Below are 19,048 nucleotides of genomic sequence, written 5' to 3'. Positions count from 1 at the left end.
AGCCTTAGTCGACGAGCAGCTCCGCGCCGCGGCGCGACACGCTTCGCGCCAGTTGCTCGGCCGGTTGCGGCCGCGCGAGCAGGAAGCCCTGCACCTGATGGCAGCCGATCTCCTGCAGGAAGCTCAGCTGCTGTTCGGTCTCGACACCCTCCATCACGACGTGCAGGCCGAGCGCGCGCCCCATCGCGACGATCGCGCGCACGATCGCGTCGTCCGTGCTGCCGGTCCCGCAATCCGTGAGGAACGAGCGGTCGATCTTCAGCGTATCGACGGGCAGATCCTTCAGATACACGAGCGACGAATAGCCGGTGCCGAAATCGTCGATCGCGAGGCTGATCCCGCGGATCGCGAGTTCGCGCAGCAGGATGCCGATCTCCTCGCGGGTGTTCATCGCCATGCTCTCGAGCAGCTCCAGCTGCAGGCATTTGGTCGGCAACGCGGTTTCGCTGAGGATGGTCGTCAGGTCGCTGAGAAAATGGTCAGTGAAACACTGGCGCGCCGACACGTTCACCGACACGCGCCCGAACTCGAAGCCTTCGTCGAGCCAGCGGCGCGCCTGGCGGCACGCCTCCTGCAGCACCCAGCGCCCGATCGGGACGATCAACGCGGAGCGCTCGGCGAGCCCGATGAACTCGCCCGGCGCGACGAGGCCGCGGCGCGGATGCAACCAGCGCAGCAGCGCCTCCACCCCGACGATCCGGCCGCTCGCCAGATCGTACTGCGGCTGGTAGAACAGCCTGAATTCGTTCTGCTCGAGCGCACGATGCAGCTCGCCGAGCGTTTCGAGCTGCTCGATCGCCGACGACGTCATCTTGCTCTCGAAGAACTGGAACACGTTCCTGCCGCGGTTCTTCGCGCCGTACATCGCCTGGTCCGCGAGCAGCAGCAGATGTTCGGCGTCGATGCCGTCGTCCGGATAGATGCTGATGCCGATGCTCGGCGTCACGAAGATCTCGCGACCCTCGATTTCGATCGACTGGCCGACTTCGTCGAGCAGATTGCGCGCGATGCGGCCGACGTCGCGCACGTCGTCGAACTCCTCGAGCACGATCGCGAACTCGTCGCCGCCCATGCGCGCCACGGTGTCGTTCGAAAGCACCTGCCCGGCGATGCGCCCGGCGACCACCTTCAGCACCTCGTCGCCGGCGTTGTGGCCGAGCGTATCGTTGACGAGCTTGAAGCGGTCGAGATCGACGTACATCACCGCGACCTTGCGGCCGAGCCGCTTCGCCTGGACGATCGAGCGCGCGAGCCGCTCCTCGAACAGCGCGCGATTCGCGAGATTGGTCAGCACGTCGTGGGTGGCGAGATAGCCCAGCCGCTCCTCGGCCTGGCGACGCTGCGTGATGTCGGAAAAAATCGCCGCGTAGTGCGAGATCTCGCCGGCGTTGTCGCGAATGCTGGTGATCGTCAGGTATTCGAGGAACAGCTCGCCGCTCTTGCGGCGATTCCAGATTTCGCCCTGCCAGTGGCCGTCGGTCGTCAGCGAATGCCACAGCTGCTTGTAGAAATCAGGCGTCTGACGGCCCGAGCTCAGCATCGCCGGGTTGCGGCCGACCACTTCGTCCTCGGTGTAGCCGGTCAGACGCGTGAACGCCTGATTCACGCGCTCGATCCGCGCGTGGCGATCGGTCACCATGATCCCTTCCAGTGCCGATTCGAACACGCGGTCCGCCATGCGCAGGTTGAAGCGCGCGAGGCCCAGCGCCTCGTCGCGCTCGCGCAGCGCGCTGCGCAGCTCGTTCGCGTATTCGTGCTCGATGCTCAGCAGCACGTCGGCGAAGCCAAGCAGGCCGGTGAGCCGCCCTTCCTCGTCGCAGATGCCGACGTGCCGCATGTTGTGCTCGGTCATGAAGCGCTGCGCCGCATACAGGCTCTGCGTGGCGAGCAGCATCTGCAACGGCTTGCTCGCGCATGCGCCCACCGCGCCTCGCACGCCGCTCTGAGCCAGCAGCCGCACGACGTCGCGTTCGGTGAGGATGCCGTGCTCGCCGTCGTCGTAACGGACCAGAATCGCATCGAGCCGCTGCGCGCGCATCCGCGCGACGACGTCGGGCAGCGCATCGTGCTCGGACACCACCACGGGCAGATGGACGCGGATCGATTCGATCGGCTTCAGATGCAGGAAGAATTCCGGGCCCTGGTTCACGACGACGTCGGTCTGCGTCAGCACGCCGATCGCCGCGCCGTCGCGGACCACGATGAAGTGCCGTACGCCCGACTCCTTGAATCGCATCGCGGCTTCGCCCAGCGGCGTCGACGCGTCGAGCGTCAGCACCGGACGGCTCATCACGTCGCCGACCGGGCGGTCGAGCGCGTCGGGATCGTCGCCGGCCGACAGCGCGTCGTGCTCGGTCCAGATGCCGACGACCTGCTGGCCCTCCATCACGACGATCGAGCTGCGGCGCTCGGCGAACATGCGCCGCGCAACCTCGCGCACCGGCGTGGCAGGGTCGCAGGACAGGATCTGACGCGCGACGAGGCGTCCAATCGGAACATCGTAGCTGTTCGGGTACATTCTCTAATCAACACGAAAAGTCCTCGCCGGCGCACTTCGATCGGGCACCCTGCGGGCTCGCCTGCAACGGCAGGCAAGATGTGATTGCATTTGCGCCGAACGGTTGCCTGCTCAACGGCCTTGAAGGCGACCGGCCGACCGGTCGCCGTCGCGACGAGCGCGACACTTTTGCGCGGCGCGTTGGCCATTCCATCGTTCAGCACATCCATACGCCGGCGTGCGGCCCCATCGAGAGCGGCCATTCCGGGTTAACGACAGGTTCGGACAAGAATTGAGCCCCGTGGCGACATTTACAGGGCGGCGCGGCGAAATGTAGCGCTGCCGCGTGACGGCCGGACCGTCGGACCGCCTGCGGCGCAGCGCTGCCGCTGCCGCTGCCACACGATCGCCGGGTGCGGCCGGGCGTCACGCGGCGGCGCTGCGTGCGCCGAACAGCGCCGCGACCAGGTCGACCTCGTCGAGTTGCTCGAGCCACCAGCTCAATGCGCGCCCGGCCTTGTCCTCCCGCCAGCCGAGATAGCAGTTCGTATGCTCGCGCACGCCCGTCAGCCGCCGCTCGACGAGCTTGCCCTGACGAATCGGCTCCTCGGCGACGGGCGCCGGCAGCATGCCGACCGCGAGGCCTTCGCACAGCAGCTCGAGCTTGGCGGCCAGCGTCGGCACGACGATGACCGGCTGCCCGTCGTGGACGGCCACCGACTTCGGTTCGAGGTCGCGCGACGTGTCGCTGATCACCACGCCGCGATGGCCCGAAATGACGCCGCTGTCGAGCGGTGCGTCGACCGCGGCCAGCGGATGCTGCGGCGCGACGACGAACACGTGGCGCAACACGCCGATCGGTCTTGCGGCGATGTTCGGCGCGTGCGGCGGCTCCCCGGCTGCGCCGATCGCGATATCGGCACGCCCGGACACGAGCGCGTCCCACACGCCACCGAGCACTTCGGTCGAGAAACGCAGCCGCGTCGTCATCTGCAGCGCGTAGAACGCGCGCACGTGGGGCCACAACGACGCGAGCGGCAGGATTTCGTCGACGCACAGGCGCAGCTCCGCCTCCCATCCGGCATGGACGCCGCGGATCCGGTCCTCCAGCTCGCGCCCGGCGCGCAGCAGGCGGCGGCCGTCGTCGACCAGCAGACGGCCCGCGTCGGTCAGCTGCGCGCGCCGCCCGCTGCGATCGAACAGCGTGACGCCGAGCTCGCTCTCGGTCTTCTGCACCAGATAAGTCAACGCGGACGGCACGCGATGGAGCAGCACGGCCGCTTCCGCGAACGTGCCCGTGCGGTCGATGGCATCGAGCGCCTCCATGACCTCAAACGACAACTTCACAACGATCACCTTTCAGGTAGGCCCGCAGCGATCCGGACGCCGGGCCGGCGGCACGCGCGCCCGGCGCGGCCGTTCGCCACGGGGGCGTCATTTTGGCAGCGGCGGCGACGCTTTTCCACCAGATTCGTCCGCTCATCCGCACGCACGGCCGGCTCGCCGCACGGCCGGCCCGCGCCGGCCGCCGCCTTCGTGCGCACCGATGCGTTGCCGCATCGCGGCGAAGACGCGACGCGCCAACCGCTGCCGCGGCAACCAACTCTTATATAAGACATAAGACATTTGACGCTTGACCACATTGCGACTACAATCGCGTCCAAGCATTGACGCAGTATCCGGAATAGCAGCCCCGGCGTACCTGGAAAGCCCTTCCCCTGAAACGCAATCTCAGCAGGTCCCCCCATGCTTGAAAACTTTCGTGCTCACGTGGCCGCCCGCGCCGCGCTCGGTATCCCTCCCCTGCCGCTGACGGCTCAGCAAACCGCCGAACTGGTGGAATTGCTGACGAACCCGCCTGCCGGCGAAGAGCAGACGCTGCTCGACCTGATCACCCATCGCGTGCCGGCCGGCGTCGACGAAGCCGCGCGCGTGAAGGCCGGCTTCCTGGCCGCCGTCGCGAAAGGCGAGACGGCCTGCCCGCTGATCTCGCGCGAACGCGCGACCGAGCTGCTCGGCACCATGCTCGGCGGCTACAACATCCAGCCGCTGATCGAGCTGCTGTCCGATGAAGCCGTCGCGTCCGTCGCGGCCGACGCGCTGAAGAAAACCCTGCTGATGTTCGACCAGTTCCATGACGTGAAGGAACTCGCCGACAAGGGCAACGCCCACGCGAAGGCCGTGCTGCAGAGCTGGGCCGACGCCGAATGGTTCACGAGCCGTCCGGAAGTGCCGGAAAGCCTGACCATCACCGTGTTCAAGGTCACGGGCGAAACCAACACCGACGATCTGTCGCCGGCGCCGGACGCCACCACCCGCCCGGACATCCCGATGCACGCGCTGGCGATGCTGAAGAACGCACGCCCGGGCATCACGCCGGAAGAAGACGGCAAGCGCGGCCCGGTCAAGTTCATCGAATCGCTGAAGGAAAAGGGCCACCTGGTCGCGTACGTCGGCGACGTGGTCGGCACGGGCTCGTCGCGCAAGTCGGCGACCAACTCGGTGCTGTGGTTCACCGGCCAGGACATCCCGTTCGTGCCGAACAAGCGTTTCGGCGGCGTGTGCCTCGGCGGCAAGATCGCTCCGATCTTCTACAACACGATGGAAGACGCCGGCGCGCTGCCGATCGAACTCGACGTGTCGCAGATGAACATGGGCGACGTGGTCGAACTGCGCCCGTACGAAGGCAAGGCGCTGAAGGACGGCAAGGTCATCGCCGAATTCCAGGTGAAGTCCGATGTGCTGTTCGACGAAGTGCGCGCCGGCGGCCGCATTCCGCTGATCATCGGCCGCGGCCTGACCGCGAAGGCGCGTGAAGCGTTGGGCCTGCAGCCGTCGACGCTGTTCCGCCTGCCGCATCAGCCGGCCGACACCGGCAAGGGCTTCACGCTCGCGCAGAAGATGGTCGGTCGCGCATGCGGCCTGCCGGAAGGCCGGGGCGTGCGTCCGGGCACGTACTGCGAACCGAAGATGACGTCGGTGGGCTCGCAGGACACGACGGGCCCGATGACCCGCGACGAACTGAAGGACCTCGCGTGCCTCGGCTTCTCGGCCGACCTCGTGATGCAGTCGTTCTGCCACACCGCCGCCTATCCGAAGCCGGTCGACGTGAAGACGCACCAGACGCTGCCGAACTTCATCAGCACGCGCGGCGGTATCGCGCTGCGTCCGGGCGACGGCGTGATCCACTCGTGGCTGAACCGCATGCTGCTGCCCGACACCGTCGGCACCGGCGGCGACTCGCACACGCGCTTCCCGATCGGCATCAGCTTCCCGGCAGGCTCGGGCCTCGTCGCATTCGCGGCCGCCACCGGCACGATGCCGCTCGACATGCCGGAATCGGTGCTGGTCCGCTTCAAGGGCAAGATGCAGCCGGGCGTCACGCTGCGTGACCTCGTCAACGCGATTCCGCTGTACGCGATCAAGCAGGGCATGCTGACGGTCGCGAAGCAAGGCAAGAAGAACATCTTCTCGGGCCGCATCCTCGAAATCGAAGGCCTGCCGGACCTGAAGGTCGAGCAAGCATTCGAGCTGTCGGACGCATCGGCCGAACGTTCGGCTGCCGGTTGCACGGTGCGCCTGAACAAGGAACCGATCATCGAGTATCTGCACAGCAACATCACGCTGCTGAAGTGGATGATCGCGCAGGGCTACCAGGACGCGCGCAGCCTGCAGCGCCGCATCGCGGCGATGGAGCAGTGGCTGGCCGATCCGAAGCTGCTGTCGCCGGACGCCGACGCCGAATACGCGGCCGTCATCGAGATCGATCTCGCCGACGTCCATGAGCCGATCGTCGCGTGCCCGAACGACCCGGACGACGTGAAGACGCTGTCCGAAGTCGCCGGCGCGAAGATCGACGAAGTGTTCATCGGCTCGTGCATGACCAACATCGGTCACTTCCGTGCCGCGTCGAAGCTGCTCGAAGGCAAGCGCGACATTCCGGTCAAGCTGTGGGTCGCGCCGCCGACCAAGATGGACCAGAAGCAGTTGACGGAAGAAGGTCACTACGGCGTGTTCGGCACGGCCGGCGCCCGCACCGAAATGCCGGGCTGCTCGCTGTGCATGGGCAACCAGGCACAGGTGCGCGAAGGCGCGACGGTGATGTCGACGTCGACCCGCAACTTCCCGAACCGTCTGGGCAAGAACACGAACGTGTACCTCGGCTCGGCGGAACTGGCTGCGATCTGCTCGCGTCTGGGCCGGATCCCGACCAAGGAAGAGTACATGGCCGACATCGGCGTGCTCAACGCGAACGGCGACAAGATCTACAAGTACATGAACTTCGACCAGATCGAAGACTTCAAGGAAGTCGCCGATACCGTGCAGATGTAAGCACGCGGTCGAGCTGCGGCGGGTTGCACCTGCCGCAGCGAGATCCGATGGCGCCGCGGGCTCGATGCCTGCGGCGCCATTTTTTTTGTTGCGGGCGGCGCGCGATGCGCCGCTTCGCGCGTCCGGCCGTCCGGTCGAAAAATGAATGGATGGACGGAGCCCGCGTCAGGCGAGCCGGCCGACGTCGACAGTCTCGATGAGCCGTTCAATGTCGAGCAGGATCAACATCCGGTCACCGTCCTCGTCCGAGACCGAGCCGAGGTCGGTGATGAACCCGGCGTCGCCCATCACCCCGAATTCGGGCGCAGGCCGGCGATCGGCCGGCGCCAGGGCCAGGACATCGCTCACCGCGTCCACGACGATGCCCACCGTCCGTCGCGCGACGTTCAGGACGATGACGACCGTCGCGTCGTTGTACTCGGCGGATTCCAGCGCGAACTTCAGCCGCAGATCCACGATGGGCACGATCACGTCGCGCAGGTTGATCACGCCCTTGACGAACGCCGGTGCGTTGGCGATGTGCGTCGGGGTTTCGTAGGAGCGGATCTCCTGCACTCGCTGGATGTCGATGCCGTATTCCTCGGCACCCAGCCGGAACGTCACGAACTCCTGCGTGTCTCGCACGGCGGCCTGTCCGCGCGTGCCCTTCGTGTGCGGATCTTCAAGTACTGCGTTCATGAATCTTTCTCCAGTTGTCGATCGGTGACGGTCTGTTCAGAACGTGTGCCAGTCTTCAGTCGCGCCAGGGGTAGCAACTGCCGGCGCGGAGGGTCGGGCCACGGGCGCCGTGGTCTTGCCTGCCGTGGCCCGGGAAGCCGGACGCCGTGCCGGCTTCGGCGCAGCCGGAACCGGCTGGCTCGCGCGTGTGCCGTCGACGCGGAAGAAGGCCACCGCTTCGCTCAGCTGACGGCCCTGATCTTCCAGCGATGTCGAAGCCGCCGCCGCTTCTTCCACCAGCGCCGCGTTCTGCTGCGTGACCTCGTCCATCTGCGTGATCGCCTGGTTGACCTGTTCGATCCCCCGGCTCTGCTCGCCCGAAGCCGCTGCGATCTCGCCCATGATGTCGGTCACGCGAGCCACCGCCTGCGTCACTTCGGCCATCGTTTTGCCGGCTTCACCGGCGAGCGCCGAACCGTCCTGAATCTTCTGCACCGAGGCATTGATCAGGTCCTTGATCTCCTTTGCCGCGCTCGACGAGCGCTGGGCGAGACTTCTGACTTCGCTCGCGACCACCGCGAAGCCACGGCCCTGCTCACCGGCGCGCGCCGCTTCCACCGCGGCGTTGAGCGCCAGGATGTTGGTCTGGAACGCAATGCCTTCGATGATCCCGGTGATATCCGCGACTTTCGTCGAGCTCTGGCTGATGTCGGTCATCGTTTCCACGACCTGCCCGACCACGGTGCTGCCTTTCTGTGCAACTTCCGATGCGTTGGCAGCCAGCGCGCTCGCCTGCTGTGCATTCTCCGCGTTCTGCTTCACCGTGGACGTGAGTTCCTCCATGCTCGACGCAGTCTCCTGCAGCGACGACGCCTGCTGCTCCGTGCGCGACGACAGGTCCTGGTTGCCCGAAGCAATCTGGCTCGACCCGGTGGCGATATTGTCTGCCGAGGTCCGGACCTGCCCGATCAGCTTCACGAGGCTGGCCTGCATCGCACCCATTGCGGCAAGCACGCTCCCCGCAGGCGCGTCCTTCGCCCCCACCACCACACTGAGATCGCCGGCGGCCACACGCTGTGTCACTTCGCCCAGTGCGGCCGGCTCGGCGCCGAGCGCACGCAGCAGGCCCCGCGTAATCAGAACGCCGGCCATCATCGCCATCGCGACCGCAGCCAGACAGATACCGATCAAAAGCATGCGCTGGTTCGAGAATTGATCCTCGGACTGCCTGACCATCTCGGCCGCACGTTCATTGGCAAAGGCCGCATAGTCGTTGGAGGCCTTGATCAGGGTAGAAAGCAGCGGCCGGCATTTGGTGTCGATTTCGGCGATGGCCGCGTCGCGCTGATTGCTCACGGCAAGCCTGTCGATCTCCAGCGCCACCGGGCGATAAAGCGATTCGATGCGTGGAATTTCAGCCGCCAGGCTGCGCTCCCGCTCGCTCATGTCGGGCGCGCTGGCCACCATCGCCTTGAATTTCGTCAGGTTGGCTTCGACTCTCCGCTCGGCGTCGCTGACGGCATTTTTTTCGATCTCGACGTCCGCAGGCGCGGTGACCAGGACGAGGTTGCGTACGGCCATCGCGCGATCGTCGACGGCGGTACGGACGGACGCAGCCATCTGGGCGCGACCGTTGATTCCACTGACGAATCCGGAAAAACGATTGTTCGCCTCGTTCAACGCGTTCAGCGCGAGACCCGATACCACCAGCACCAGCGCCGCCAGCAGGCTGAAGGTCGCCGTGAGCTTCGTACGGACAGTCATTCGTTTGGAACTCATGTTTCATACCCCCATCGATTCAGTTTCGAAGCCTCTGCCGGGATGCTCGGCCGTCATCGAGTTCCCCGCTGCTTGTTGCTTTAACGGGTGCTTCGCAACCATCCTTGAGCGCCTCTATCGTCCCAATCGTTTGCGTCAGGGTTCTGGAGAACCTGATTCATCCGGCGGGCCACGTCATTCCTGGGTGCGCGCGCAAATCACTAGCGTGCGAGTCCTAACCATGAGTCGCTCGGCTGGTCTGGCGTGCAATACACCGGAGGCGTCCGACAATGTCCGGTGCAACCGGCGAATTTGGGCAGGCGACCTTAGCATTGCTTCCGGAGCGAGCCCGTTCGTCGAAGAACCGGAGCCGGCTTCCCTGGGATTCGAAGGGGCAACGCCTGCGAGCGCCGGCCGCCCTATCACCCGACCGTGCTGCTCCAGATCGACGTCGCGGCTGCCTCGATCGCGTGCAGCCGAGCCGTCGCCTGGCGCGACCGTGCCAGCGCGATCTTGAACTGATGGGGTTTGACTGGCCGGCATGCGCCGGACTTCAAGACCGTCGCCGCATTCAGGCGACGCAATGGAGAAGGCAGTCGCAACGACTGCCGACGCTTCGTGTGATTCTGATATGCCGCGAGCCGCAGCCGTTCAGCTGAACCGGAGTATCGTCATGGTGGCTGCAAGGCCCGGCTCGTTGTCGGCGAACTCCAGAAAACCATGGTGCAGCGTCGCCACCGCTTTGACGAGCGCAAGCCCGAGCCCGACGCCCGGCGTTCCCCGGCTTCGGTCGCCGCGATAGAAGCGCTCCGTCACCTTGGACCGTTCGGCAAACGGAATACCGGGCCCGTCATCCGACACCGTGACCTCGATCCGATCGTCGCGCTCACACAGCGACACCTCGACCTCGCCGTTGTCCTGCGCATACTTCAGCGCGTTGTCGATCAGATTGCCGATCGCTTGCGCGAGCAGCAACGGGTCGACCTCGGCCAGCACCTCGGTTTCCGAGCACAGCAACAGCGTCAGCGAAATGCCGCGCAACTCCGCGACCGGCTGATAGAACTCGACGGCATCCGACAGGATGGTCACGACGTCGCTTTTGACGAAACCCGAGCGCCGCACGCCCGCATCGATCTCGGCGAGACGCAGCAGCGCATTGAAAATGCCGATCACGCGGTCCACGTCGGTCATCGCGACTTCGAGCTGGCCCAGCGTGTCTTCGTCGCCCTTCTTGCGCAACCCGAGCAGCAGCACCTCGAGTCTCGAACGCAGTTCGGTGAGCGGCGTGCGCAGATCGTGCGCAATCGCGTTCGACACATTGCGAACACCGTTCAGCACTTCGATCAACGCGTCCTGCGCCTGGATGCGCGTCCTCACCTCTTCTTCGAGCCTCGCGTTCTGTTCCTGCTGCAAGCGTTGCAATGCATGCAGCTGCAGATGCGTCTGCACGCGCACGGCCACTTCTTCCATTTGCAGCGGCTTGGTCACGAAGTCCATCGCGCCGACGCGGAAGCCCGTGATCTTGTCCTCGGTCTGCGTCAGCGACGTCATGAAGATCACGGGGATATCCCGTGTGACCGGATTGTCCTTGAGCGCGCGACAGGTCTGGAAGCCGTCGAGGCCAGGCATCATCACGTCGAGCAGGATCAGGTCAGGCTTGACCAGTTCGGCGCGGCGCAGCGCTTCGTGGCCGTCGCGCGCGACGGCCACGCGCATCCCTTCGGCTTCCAGCGTATCGACGACGAGCCCGAGATTCGCTGCCGTGTCGTCGACCACGAGCACGACGGGCGCGTCCATGTTGTGCTCTCGCATCGTCAACTCCCTTCGCTGTTCAGATGATGTTCGATCAACGAAAGCAGGGCCTGCGATTCGTAGGTCATGGCAAGGTGCCGCAAACGCGCGGCGAACGGTTCATACTTTTCATGCGAACTCGCAAGACGATCGGCGTGCCGGCTGATGTCGCGCATCGAGCCGAGCAGCGCATAGCGGTGCAGCGCCGCCATGTCCTCGCGCGGCGGAATGATCATCGGCCGGTCAGCTTCGCAGGCCGGGCCGGCGCCCTGTTGGGTCGCCAGGCCGAGCAGCATCGCGATCGAGCCCAACAGGCGGTCGAGATTGAGCGGCTTTTCCAGAAACACGTTTGCGCCCGCGTCGATGTTCGCGCGTGCGTTCTGTTCGGAGGCGTCGGCGGATACGACGATCACGGGCGTCGCGCCCAGTGTGTGCGAGCGGCGCAGATGGTGCAGCGTCTCTATGCCGCCCATCAAGGGCATCACCGTGTCGAGAACGATCAGGTCGGGCGCGCACGCTGCAGCCTTGTCGAGCGCATCGCGCCCATCGCTGCTTTCGATCACCCGAAAGCCCGCCTGCCCCAGCACTTCCGCCAGAAGCGCGCGGTTCGCGGGGACATCGTCGACCACCAGAATGACGCGGCGCGCGCCGTCGAGGCGGTCCGCCTGGAGACGCGGTATGCGCTCGCACGGCCCCGCCGCCGACGCGGGCGCATCCAGTTCAAAACCGAACACGCTGCCCTCGCCGGCCGAACTCGTGACTTCGATCTCGCCGCCCATCATGCGCACGAGTTGCCGGCTGATCGCGAGACCCAGGCCCGCGCCGCCGCCGCGCCGCGTGTGATCGCCCGCCTGTTCGAACGGCTGAAAGATCGCTTCCAGCCGGTCGGCGCTCACGCCGATACCGGTATCGCGCACCTCGAAGCGCAGGCGCCCGGCCGCGCCCCGGCTGACCGACAGCGTGACCTCGCCGTGGTCGGTGAACTGGACGGCATTCGCGAGCAGATTGAGCAGCACCTGGCGAAGCCGGCGCTCATCGACACGGACCACGGCGGGCAGATCGGGCGCGGCCACATAGTTCAGCACGAGGCGCTTTTGCTGCGCGCGCACGGCGACGATTTCCGCGATCGTCTCGAGAAACCCGCGCAGCGACACTTCGCCGACCTGCAGTTCCAGCTTGCCGGCGCCCAGACGCGCGAAGTCGAGAATATCGTTGATCAGCGTCAGCAGATGCTGCCCGCTCTGCTCGATCACGCCGACGCTCGCCAGCTGGCGCGTGTCGAGCCGCGCGTCACGCTGGAGTATCTGCGCATAGCCGAGAATGCCGTTGAGCGGCGTGCGCAGCTCATGGCTGATGTTGGCGAGGAACTGGTCCTTCGCGCGGCTGGCCGCTTCCGCCGCATCCTTCGCGACGCGCACCGTTTCTTCCAGCGCCTTGCGCTCGGAGATGTCCTGAATGATGACGATGACGTGCGCCGTCTGCCCGGACGCGTCGTGCTGAAGCGCAACCGACAGCGTGACCCACACGCGCTCCCCGTCGAACCTGACGAGCGGCACTTCCTCCGAATAATGCTTGAGCCTGCCTTCCGTCAGCAGGCGGAACCGCTCGGTGCTCGCCACGCTGAAATCGGCATGAATCAGCTCGTGCAGCCGTCGCTGCTGCAACGCGTCGCGCGGCCAGCCGACGATCTCGCCCGACCGTTGATTCACACGCAGAAAGCGCCCATCGAGATCGCAATGCGCGACGCCGACCGCGGCGTTTTCGAAGGTGCCGCGAAAGCGCTCCTCGCTCGCGCGCAGCGCCTGCTCGGTCATCTTCAGTTCCGTGATGTCGACCAGACTGCCGACGAAGCGCACCGGCTTGCCCGTCGCGTCGCGGCGCGCGGTGCCGCGCACCAGCACCCAGCGGTCGCTGCCGTCGCGATGCCGCAGCCGGTTCTCCAGCTCGAACAGGCCATCGCCGCTTTCGAGGAACGACGCGACCGCGCGATCCGTGCTGTCGCGATGATCGGGATGCAGCACGCTCATATACGCTTCGTAATCGAGGCGCGCCTGCGGCGTGTCGAAGCCTAGCCACTCGTAGATGTTCGAATAGCGAGCGAAGCCGCGCTTGTGATCGCCTTCGGGCATGTCGATTTCCCACACGCCGACATTCGAGCCGTACATCGCCATTTCGAGTCGCGCATTGGTCTCGCGAAGAATCTCCGCCTCCTGCGCGCGGCGCTTTTGCGTCACGTCGCGAAACACGATCACGATGCCCTGCCGTACGCCGCGTTCGTCCGTCATCGGCGTGCCCGTGCATTCGACCGGCAGGTCGCTGCCGCCGCGCGCGCGCAGAATGGTGCGCGCGGGCAGCCCGCCGTCGCTCCCGGTTTGCAGCACGGCGGCCATCGGATCCTCGATCGGCGCGTGGGTGTTCTCGTCGTGCAGACTGAAGACCTCGCTCAGCCGCCGTCCCGTCGCTTCGCTGCGCGACCACCCCGTCAGCGCTTCGCCGGCGAGATTGACGAAGGTGACGAAGCCGTCCACATCGGTCGACAGCACGCCGTCGCCGATACTCGACAGCGTGATCGCATAGCGCTGCTCGCTCTCGCGCAAACGCCGCTCGGCGCCGTGCTTGTAAAGCGCCATTTCGACGACGGTACGCAACTGCATGTCGTCGAAGGGCTTGAGCACGTAGCCGTACGGTTCCGCTGCCGTCGCGCGGCGGATCGTCTCTTCGTCCGCATAGGCGGTGAGAAATACGACGGGAATGTCGCGCGCTTCGCGGATACGCCGCGCGGTGTCGATGCCGTCCAGTTCGCCCTCGAGCCGCACGTCCATCAGCACCAGATCCGGCTTGCTGTCTGCGGCCAGCGTTTCGACCAGCGCGAGCGCGTCTTCGCCGCTGCCCGTGCTGCCGACCACGACATAGCCCGCGCGGCTCATCTGTTGCGCGATGTCGCGCGCGACGATGCGGTCATCCTCGACGATCAAGATTTGCGCGCTGGTCATGTCGTGTGGCCGTCAACGTTCTGCTGCATTGAATTGAATGGTGAAAGTGGTGCCGTGCTGCTGCGCGATATCGATGCGGCCGCGCAATTGCAGCACGAGGTCGTGAACGAGGCGCAAGCCGAGCGTTTCATCGCGTTCGAACGAAAAGCCGGGCGCGAGGCCGACGCCGTCGTCGGCGACGATCAACGCGCAGCGCCGGTCGTCGATCGCCTTGAGTTCGACCTTGAGCACGCCGCCGCGCTGATCCGGGAACGCATGCTTGAGCGCATTCGACACCAGTTCGTTGATGACGAGACCGCACGACACGGCGCGGTTCATGTCGAGCTGAATGTCGTCGACGTCGATCTGCAGGTCGACGCCCAGCCGCCCCATGTCGTAGACGCGCGCCAGATGACCGCATAAGGTCTTCACGTGCGCCGTCATCGCGATGCGCGCGAAGTTGCCCGCGCGATAGAGGTTCTCGTGCACCATCGCCATCGAGCGTACGCGGTTGCGGCTGTCGGCGAACAGTTCGGCCACCGCCTTGTCCGTCACGCGCTCCGCCTGAAGATTCAGCAGGCTGCTGATCAATTGCAGATTGTTCTTCACGCGATGATGCACTTCATGCAGCAGCGCGTCTTTCTCGGCGAGCAACGCATGCTTCTCTTCGAGCGACGCATTTTCGAGCGACACGGCCGCCTGTGACGCAAGCAGCCTGAGCACGGCGAGACGCGCGGGCGTGAACACGCCCGGCGCGAGTTCGTTCTCCAGATACAGCACGCCGATCAGCTTCGACTGCTTGACGAGCGGCAGCGACAGCACCGAACGCGAATGCTGCGCGGCGAAATGCTCGTCGGACGACCAGGTCTGGTCGCAGATCGCATCGTCGATCAGCAACGCGCGCTGCGTGCGAATGCTTTCGAGCAGCACGGCGCTCGACAGATCCTGCGCATTCACCGGTCTGCTGTCGAAGTGCACTTCCGGTCCTTCGCGCCCCGCCACCGCGGTCGCTTCGATCCACAACGCGTCGGCGCGCGGCAGCACGAGCAGCGCGCGCCGCGCGCCCGCGTGTTCGAGCATGATCGTCATCAGCGTGCGCATCAGACGCTCGGGAACCAGTTCGCCGGAGATCGCCTGCGACGCCTTCACCACGGTATCGACGTCGAGTTGTTCGGCGACGACGCCGGGCGCCGGCGCCTGCTCGACGAGCTCGCGCAGCAGCTCGGCATAACGCCGGTCGAGCGACTTCACGCGCGCGATCGCGCCCCAGCGCAACCACGCGCGGCGCGCGTTGCGGACATACGCGGCGGCCGTCGTCGTAAAGCCGCGCGCCAGATAGAACTTCGCGGCAATCTCCTGCGCGAGCGCTTCGTCGTGCGGGAAATCATGCTTGCGCGCGAGCCGGATCGCGTCTTCGTAGCGGTTCATCGCTTCGAACTCGCGGCCCGCGATGCGCGCGATTTCGCCGCTCATCAATGCCGCGCGGCTGCTGAAGTTGCTCGGGCAGTGCTCGGCCCACAGCGCCAGCTGCCGCTGATGCGCGGCGAGCTTGTCCAGATTCCCGGCCCGGGCGGTTTCCGGCGCGCCGTCGTGCCAGCTTGCGCGCGCGAGCCCCGCAAAGAACTGATACTCGGCGATTTCGAAATGACCCGACGATGTCCACAGCAACGGCGACGCCTTACTGTCCGCATGCATCGCGCCGTCGATATCGCCGGCCAGATAGCGCGCCTGCAGCTTGCGGATCCAGTACCAGCACGCCGCGATCGCGAGACTCGGATCGCCGTCGAGGCGCTGCTCGAATGCGGCATCGTCGAAGCGATCGGGAAGCGCGTCATGCGCGTCGAGGTTGCCGCGCAACGAATGAATCAGCGCGAGCTGCGCGGTGATGATGTCGACGATGAGGCCGAACTTCGCGGCCTGAACGATCTGCAGACGACGCTGCGCTTCCTGCTCGACTTCCGCGAGCGGCTCGCCCGCGGCGATCAGCGTCGTGACCGTGCAGCAGCTGCTGAAGCCGATGTAGGTCAGGTCGCCGCCTTCGCTCGCGACTTCGAACGCGCGGCGCAGCAAGGGCAAACCGGTGCGGATCGGCCGCGTCCACGGCGTCACGTGATACGCGAAGCACATGTAGACACGCGCCTTGAAACGGTCCAGCCCGCGCTTGTCCACGAGCGCGAGGCCGAGCTGGCCGAAGCGGTAGCCCGCGTCGTAGTCGTCGAACAGCGGACCCGCGACCATGCCGAGATACGCATAGCCGAGCGACGACGCATCGCTGTTGCCGTACAGCAGGCTCAGGTTCGCCATCCGGCACAGCACGAGGCACACGAGGTTTTCATCGCTGAAGAACGCGGGCGGCAACACGGCCGTCAGCACGTTCATCGTCGCGGCGAGTCCGGCATCGTCGAGCAAGGGCAGATCGACGAGCGTGTCGATCGGCGCGCCGCCGATGCCCTGCAACAGCGTGTCGTATTCTGCGCGCGCCGCGGCGCGGCCCGGATGCGGATTCCAGTCGATGCCGACGTGCCGCAGATAGTCGAGGCACGTCTGCACCGCGAGGTTCATCCGATCGAGCGCCGTGTACAGCGTGACGCGCAGAAACGTAACGGCCGCGCGGTCGGCCAGCGTGTGTGCGCGCGTGTCGAGCATCGCCAGCCGCCGCTCGCTGCTGTCCATGGCCCCCGTCAGAAACTCGCATTCGGCGAGCTGGCATTCCAGCTGGAATTTGCGGGCATAGTCCGCGTCCCAGCCTGCTTCGCCGAGCAGTTCGCTGCCCGTCGACAGGTACGCGAGCGCCGAGCCGTACGCCGCCGACGCGCGTGCGCGCTGCCCCGCCTCGAGATTGAAGTCCACCACGCGCGCGCGTTCGGCGGGATCGTCGAGTAGAGGAATGACGCGGTTGTACTGGTTGACGATCTCGAAGATGCTGCGCGCTTCGTCCGCAGCCGGCTGCGCGGCGAGAATCCGGCCGATCCGCAGATGGGCCTGCGCACGCAGCTGCGGCGGGATCAGTTCATACGCTGCCTCGTGCACGCGGTCGTGCACGAACGCATAGCCTTCGCGGCTGCGGTACAGCAGGCCGGCCTCGACGCCGTCGGCGAGGGTCGTGGCCACCTGCGCCTCGTCCAGGCCGCTGATGCGCGCGAGCAGCGGCGACGTCGCGCGGCCGCCCAGACACGCGAACTGTTCGAGCAACGCCTGCGTGCCGCGCGGCAACCGTTCGATCTTGCCGACCATCAGATCGACGATGGTGTCCGCGAAACGCGCTTCGCGCAGCCTTTCGTTGTCCCACGTCCAGATGCGGCAGTCGCGATCGAACGCGAGGAAGCGCTCGTCGGCGAGAAATTGCAGAAACTGCACGACGTAGAACGGATTGCCGCCCGTGCGTTCGAACACGAGACGGCTCAGGCCCTCCAGTTCGGGCCGCGTGGTCGTGAGGGCGTCGCCGATCAGATGCGCCACGTCGTCAGGCTGCAGCGGCGTCAGCATGATTTCGTCGACGCGCGTGCCCGTCTGCCGGATGAGATCGACTGTGCGTCTGAGCGGATGCGCGACGCCCACTTCGTTGTCGCGATACGCGCCGACCACGAACACGTTGCGCGCGCCCGGCCCGCACAGCTGTTCGAGCACGCTGAACGTGCCCGCGTCGCTCCATTGCAGGTCGTCGAGAAACAGCACGAGCGGCTGGCCGTCGCACGGGAACGCCGCGATGAAACGCGTAAACACGGCGAGAAAGCGCATGCGTGCTTCCTGCGGCGCGAGTTCGGGCACGGGCGGCTGTGGCCCGACGAGCGCCTCCAGCTCGGGAATCAGCTCGACGATCAGCTGGCCGTTCGCGCCGAGCGCATCGTGCAGGCGCTGGCGCAGGTCCGCGTGCGTGCGCATGCCGTCGTCGATCAGCTCGCGGATCAGCGTCCGGAACGCCTGCGCGAGCGTGGCGTAAGGAATGTCGCGCTTGTAGCGTTCGAACTTGCCCGACGCGAACCATCCGCGCGACGCGGCAGGCGTCATGCGCAACCCGCTCACGAGCGTCGATTTGCCGATGCCCGAATAACCCGACACCAACGCCACGCCAGGCTCGCCGCTTTGCACGACGCGCTCCAGCGCGGCTTCGAGCTTGTGCTGCTGCTTCTGGCGTCCATAGAGACGAAACGGCCGTTGCAGCTGATCGGGCGCATCGGCGGCGCCCGGCGCGAACGCCTCGACGTCGCCCGATGTGCGCCATGCGTCGAGACAGCGCCGCAGATCGTGTTCGAGCCCTGCTGCGGTCTGATAGCGCTGCGCCGCGTCCTTCGACAGCAGGCGTGCAACGATCGCGCTCAGTTGCGCGGGCACGCCGCCGATGCATTCGGCCACCGGAATGGGCACTTGCGCCGTATGGCAATGCAGCCACTCGGCCGCCGAAGCGGCCCGATACGGCAGCTTCCCCGTCATCATTTCGTACAACACGACGCCGAGCGAGTACAGATCGGCACGCGAGTCGGACCAGCGGTTCATCAGCCCGGTGCGTTCGGGCGACAGATACGGGAGCGCTTCGACGGCGATCGCGGGCGGGCCGTCGCGCGGACGCTCGCGCGGCGCACGGGAGACGAGGCCGAGGCCCGTGAGCGCGATGGCGTGGGTCGCGTCGTCGATCAGAATGTTGCCCGGCCGGATGTCGTTGTGCGTGAGGCCGCGGCTGTGCAGGGAGCGCAGCGCCGACGCGAGGTTGACGGCAAGGGTAAGGAACCGGCCTATCGGCAACGGCCCCGCTTGCGCCATGCGAAGCGATCTGCCGCCCGGATCCTCGAGCACGAGCGTCGCGCTGCGCTCGTCGCGCAGCAGCGCGTGAGGCCGCGTGACATGCGCGCCGTCGAGCATGCCGCGCAACTGATACGCGTGCTCCAGACGCTCATGGCCTTCCGGCTGCGGCTGCGATGCCGACAGCGTGACCGTCAGCCAGCTATCCGACGCCCCCGGGCTCGTCAGGCGCGACAGCACGAACTGACCATCGTCGCTCAATGTCGTTACGTCGTAGCCCGTCAGCATCATGGTTCCCATCTCG

The 19,048-nt window shown here is 66.3% G+C and carries 8 protein-coding genes and 1 pseudogene; 2 read left to right on the top strand and 7 right to left on the bottom strand.

Annotated elements, in window-relative coordinates:
* Positions 1 to 4 precede the first annotated feature (4 nt).
* Both AK36_RS25775 and AK36_RS25770 read right to left on the bottom strand, forming a co-directional pair.
* Positions 5 to 2,518 carry an EAL domain-containing protein gene (locus AK36_RS25775; RefSeq protein WP_045579550.1) on the bottom strand — a complete coding sequence of 838 codons (2,514 nt, stop codon included), beginning with the start codon at positions 2,516 to 2,518 and terminating at the stop codon, positions 5 to 7.
* 405 nt (positions 2,519 to 2,923) lie between these two features.
* The gene (locus AK36_RS25770; RefSeq protein WP_045579549.1) at positions 2,924 to 3,844 is read right to left on the bottom strand and encodes a LysR family transcriptional regulator; all 921 of its coding nucleotides are present in this window, start codon (positions 3,842 to 3,844) and stop codon (positions 2,924 to 2,926) included.
* Positions 3,845 to 4,243: 399 nt separating this feature from the next.
* Here AK36_RS25770 and acnB point away from each other — a divergent pair, with 399 nt between their 5' ends.
* A complete protein-coding gene (gene acnB, locus AK36_RS25765; RefSeq protein WP_011879819.1) occupies positions 4,244 to 6,829 on the top strand; it encodes a bifunctional aconitate hydratase 2/2-methylisocitrate dehydratase in 2,586 nt (861 codons plus the stop codon).
* A gap of 165 nt (positions 6,830 to 6,994) precedes the next feature.
* Here the strand turns inward: acnB and AK36_RS25760 are convergent, their stop codons facing one another.
* Positions 6,995 to 7,507, bottom strand: a complete 513-nt coding sequence (locus tag AK36_RS25760) for a chemotaxis protein CheW (RefSeq protein ID WP_011879818.1) — start codon at positions 7,505 to 7,507, stop codon at positions 6,995 to 6,997.
* A 36-nt stretch (positions 7,508 to 7,543) separates the two neighbouring features.
* Positions 7,544 to 9,265, bottom strand: coding sequence for a methyl-accepting chemotaxis protein (locus tag AK36_RS25755; RefSeq protein WP_045579548.1), 1,722 nt, complete (start codon positions 9,263 to 9,265; stop codon positions 7,544 to 7,546).
* 331 nt (positions 9,266 to 9,596) lie between these two features.
* On the opposite strand from AK36_RS25755, the pseudogene AK36_RS34425 reads away from it, so the two are divergent.
* Positions 9,597 to 9,865, top strand: a pseudogene (locus AK36_RS34425) (transposase); the annotation flags it as partial.
* A gap of 30 nt (positions 9,866 to 9,895) precedes the next feature.
* Here AK36_RS34425 and AK36_RS25750 read toward each other — a convergent pair.
* The 3 genes from AK36_RS25750 to AK36_RS25740 are packed head-to-tail and all read right to left on the bottom strand — an operon-like array spanning position 9,896 to position 19,044.
* Positions 9,896 to 11,056, bottom strand: coding sequence for a hybrid sensor histidine kinase/response regulator (locus tag AK36_RS25750; RefSeq protein WP_045579547.1), 1,161 nt, complete (start codon positions 11,054 to 11,056; stop codon positions 9,896 to 9,898).
* Between the two features lie 2 nt (positions 11,057 to 11,058).
* Positions 11,059 to 14,028, bottom strand: coding sequence for a PAS domain S-box protein (locus AK36_RS25745; RefSeq protein ID WP_011879815.1), 2,970 nt, complete (start codon positions 14,026 to 14,028; stop codon positions 11,059 to 11,061).
* 12 nt (positions 14,029 to 14,040) lie between these two features.
* Positions 14,041 to 19,044 carry an AAA family ATPase gene (locus AK36_RS25740; protein WP_224383404.1) on the bottom strand — a complete coding sequence of 1,668 codons (5,004 nt, stop codon included), beginning with the start codon at positions 19,042 to 19,044 and terminating at the stop codon, positions 14,041 to 14,043.
* Positions 19,045 to 19,048 lie beyond the last annotated feature (4 nt).

Origin of the sequence: Burkholderia vietnamiensis LMG 10929 (assembly GCF_000959445.1) — a bacterium.
Taxonomy (GTDB): Bacteria; Pseudomonadota; Gammaproteobacteria; order Burkholderiales; family Burkholderiaceae; genus Burkholderia; species Burkholderia vietnamiensis.
This window is presented reverse-complemented; position numbering and strand designations above follow the sequence as displayed.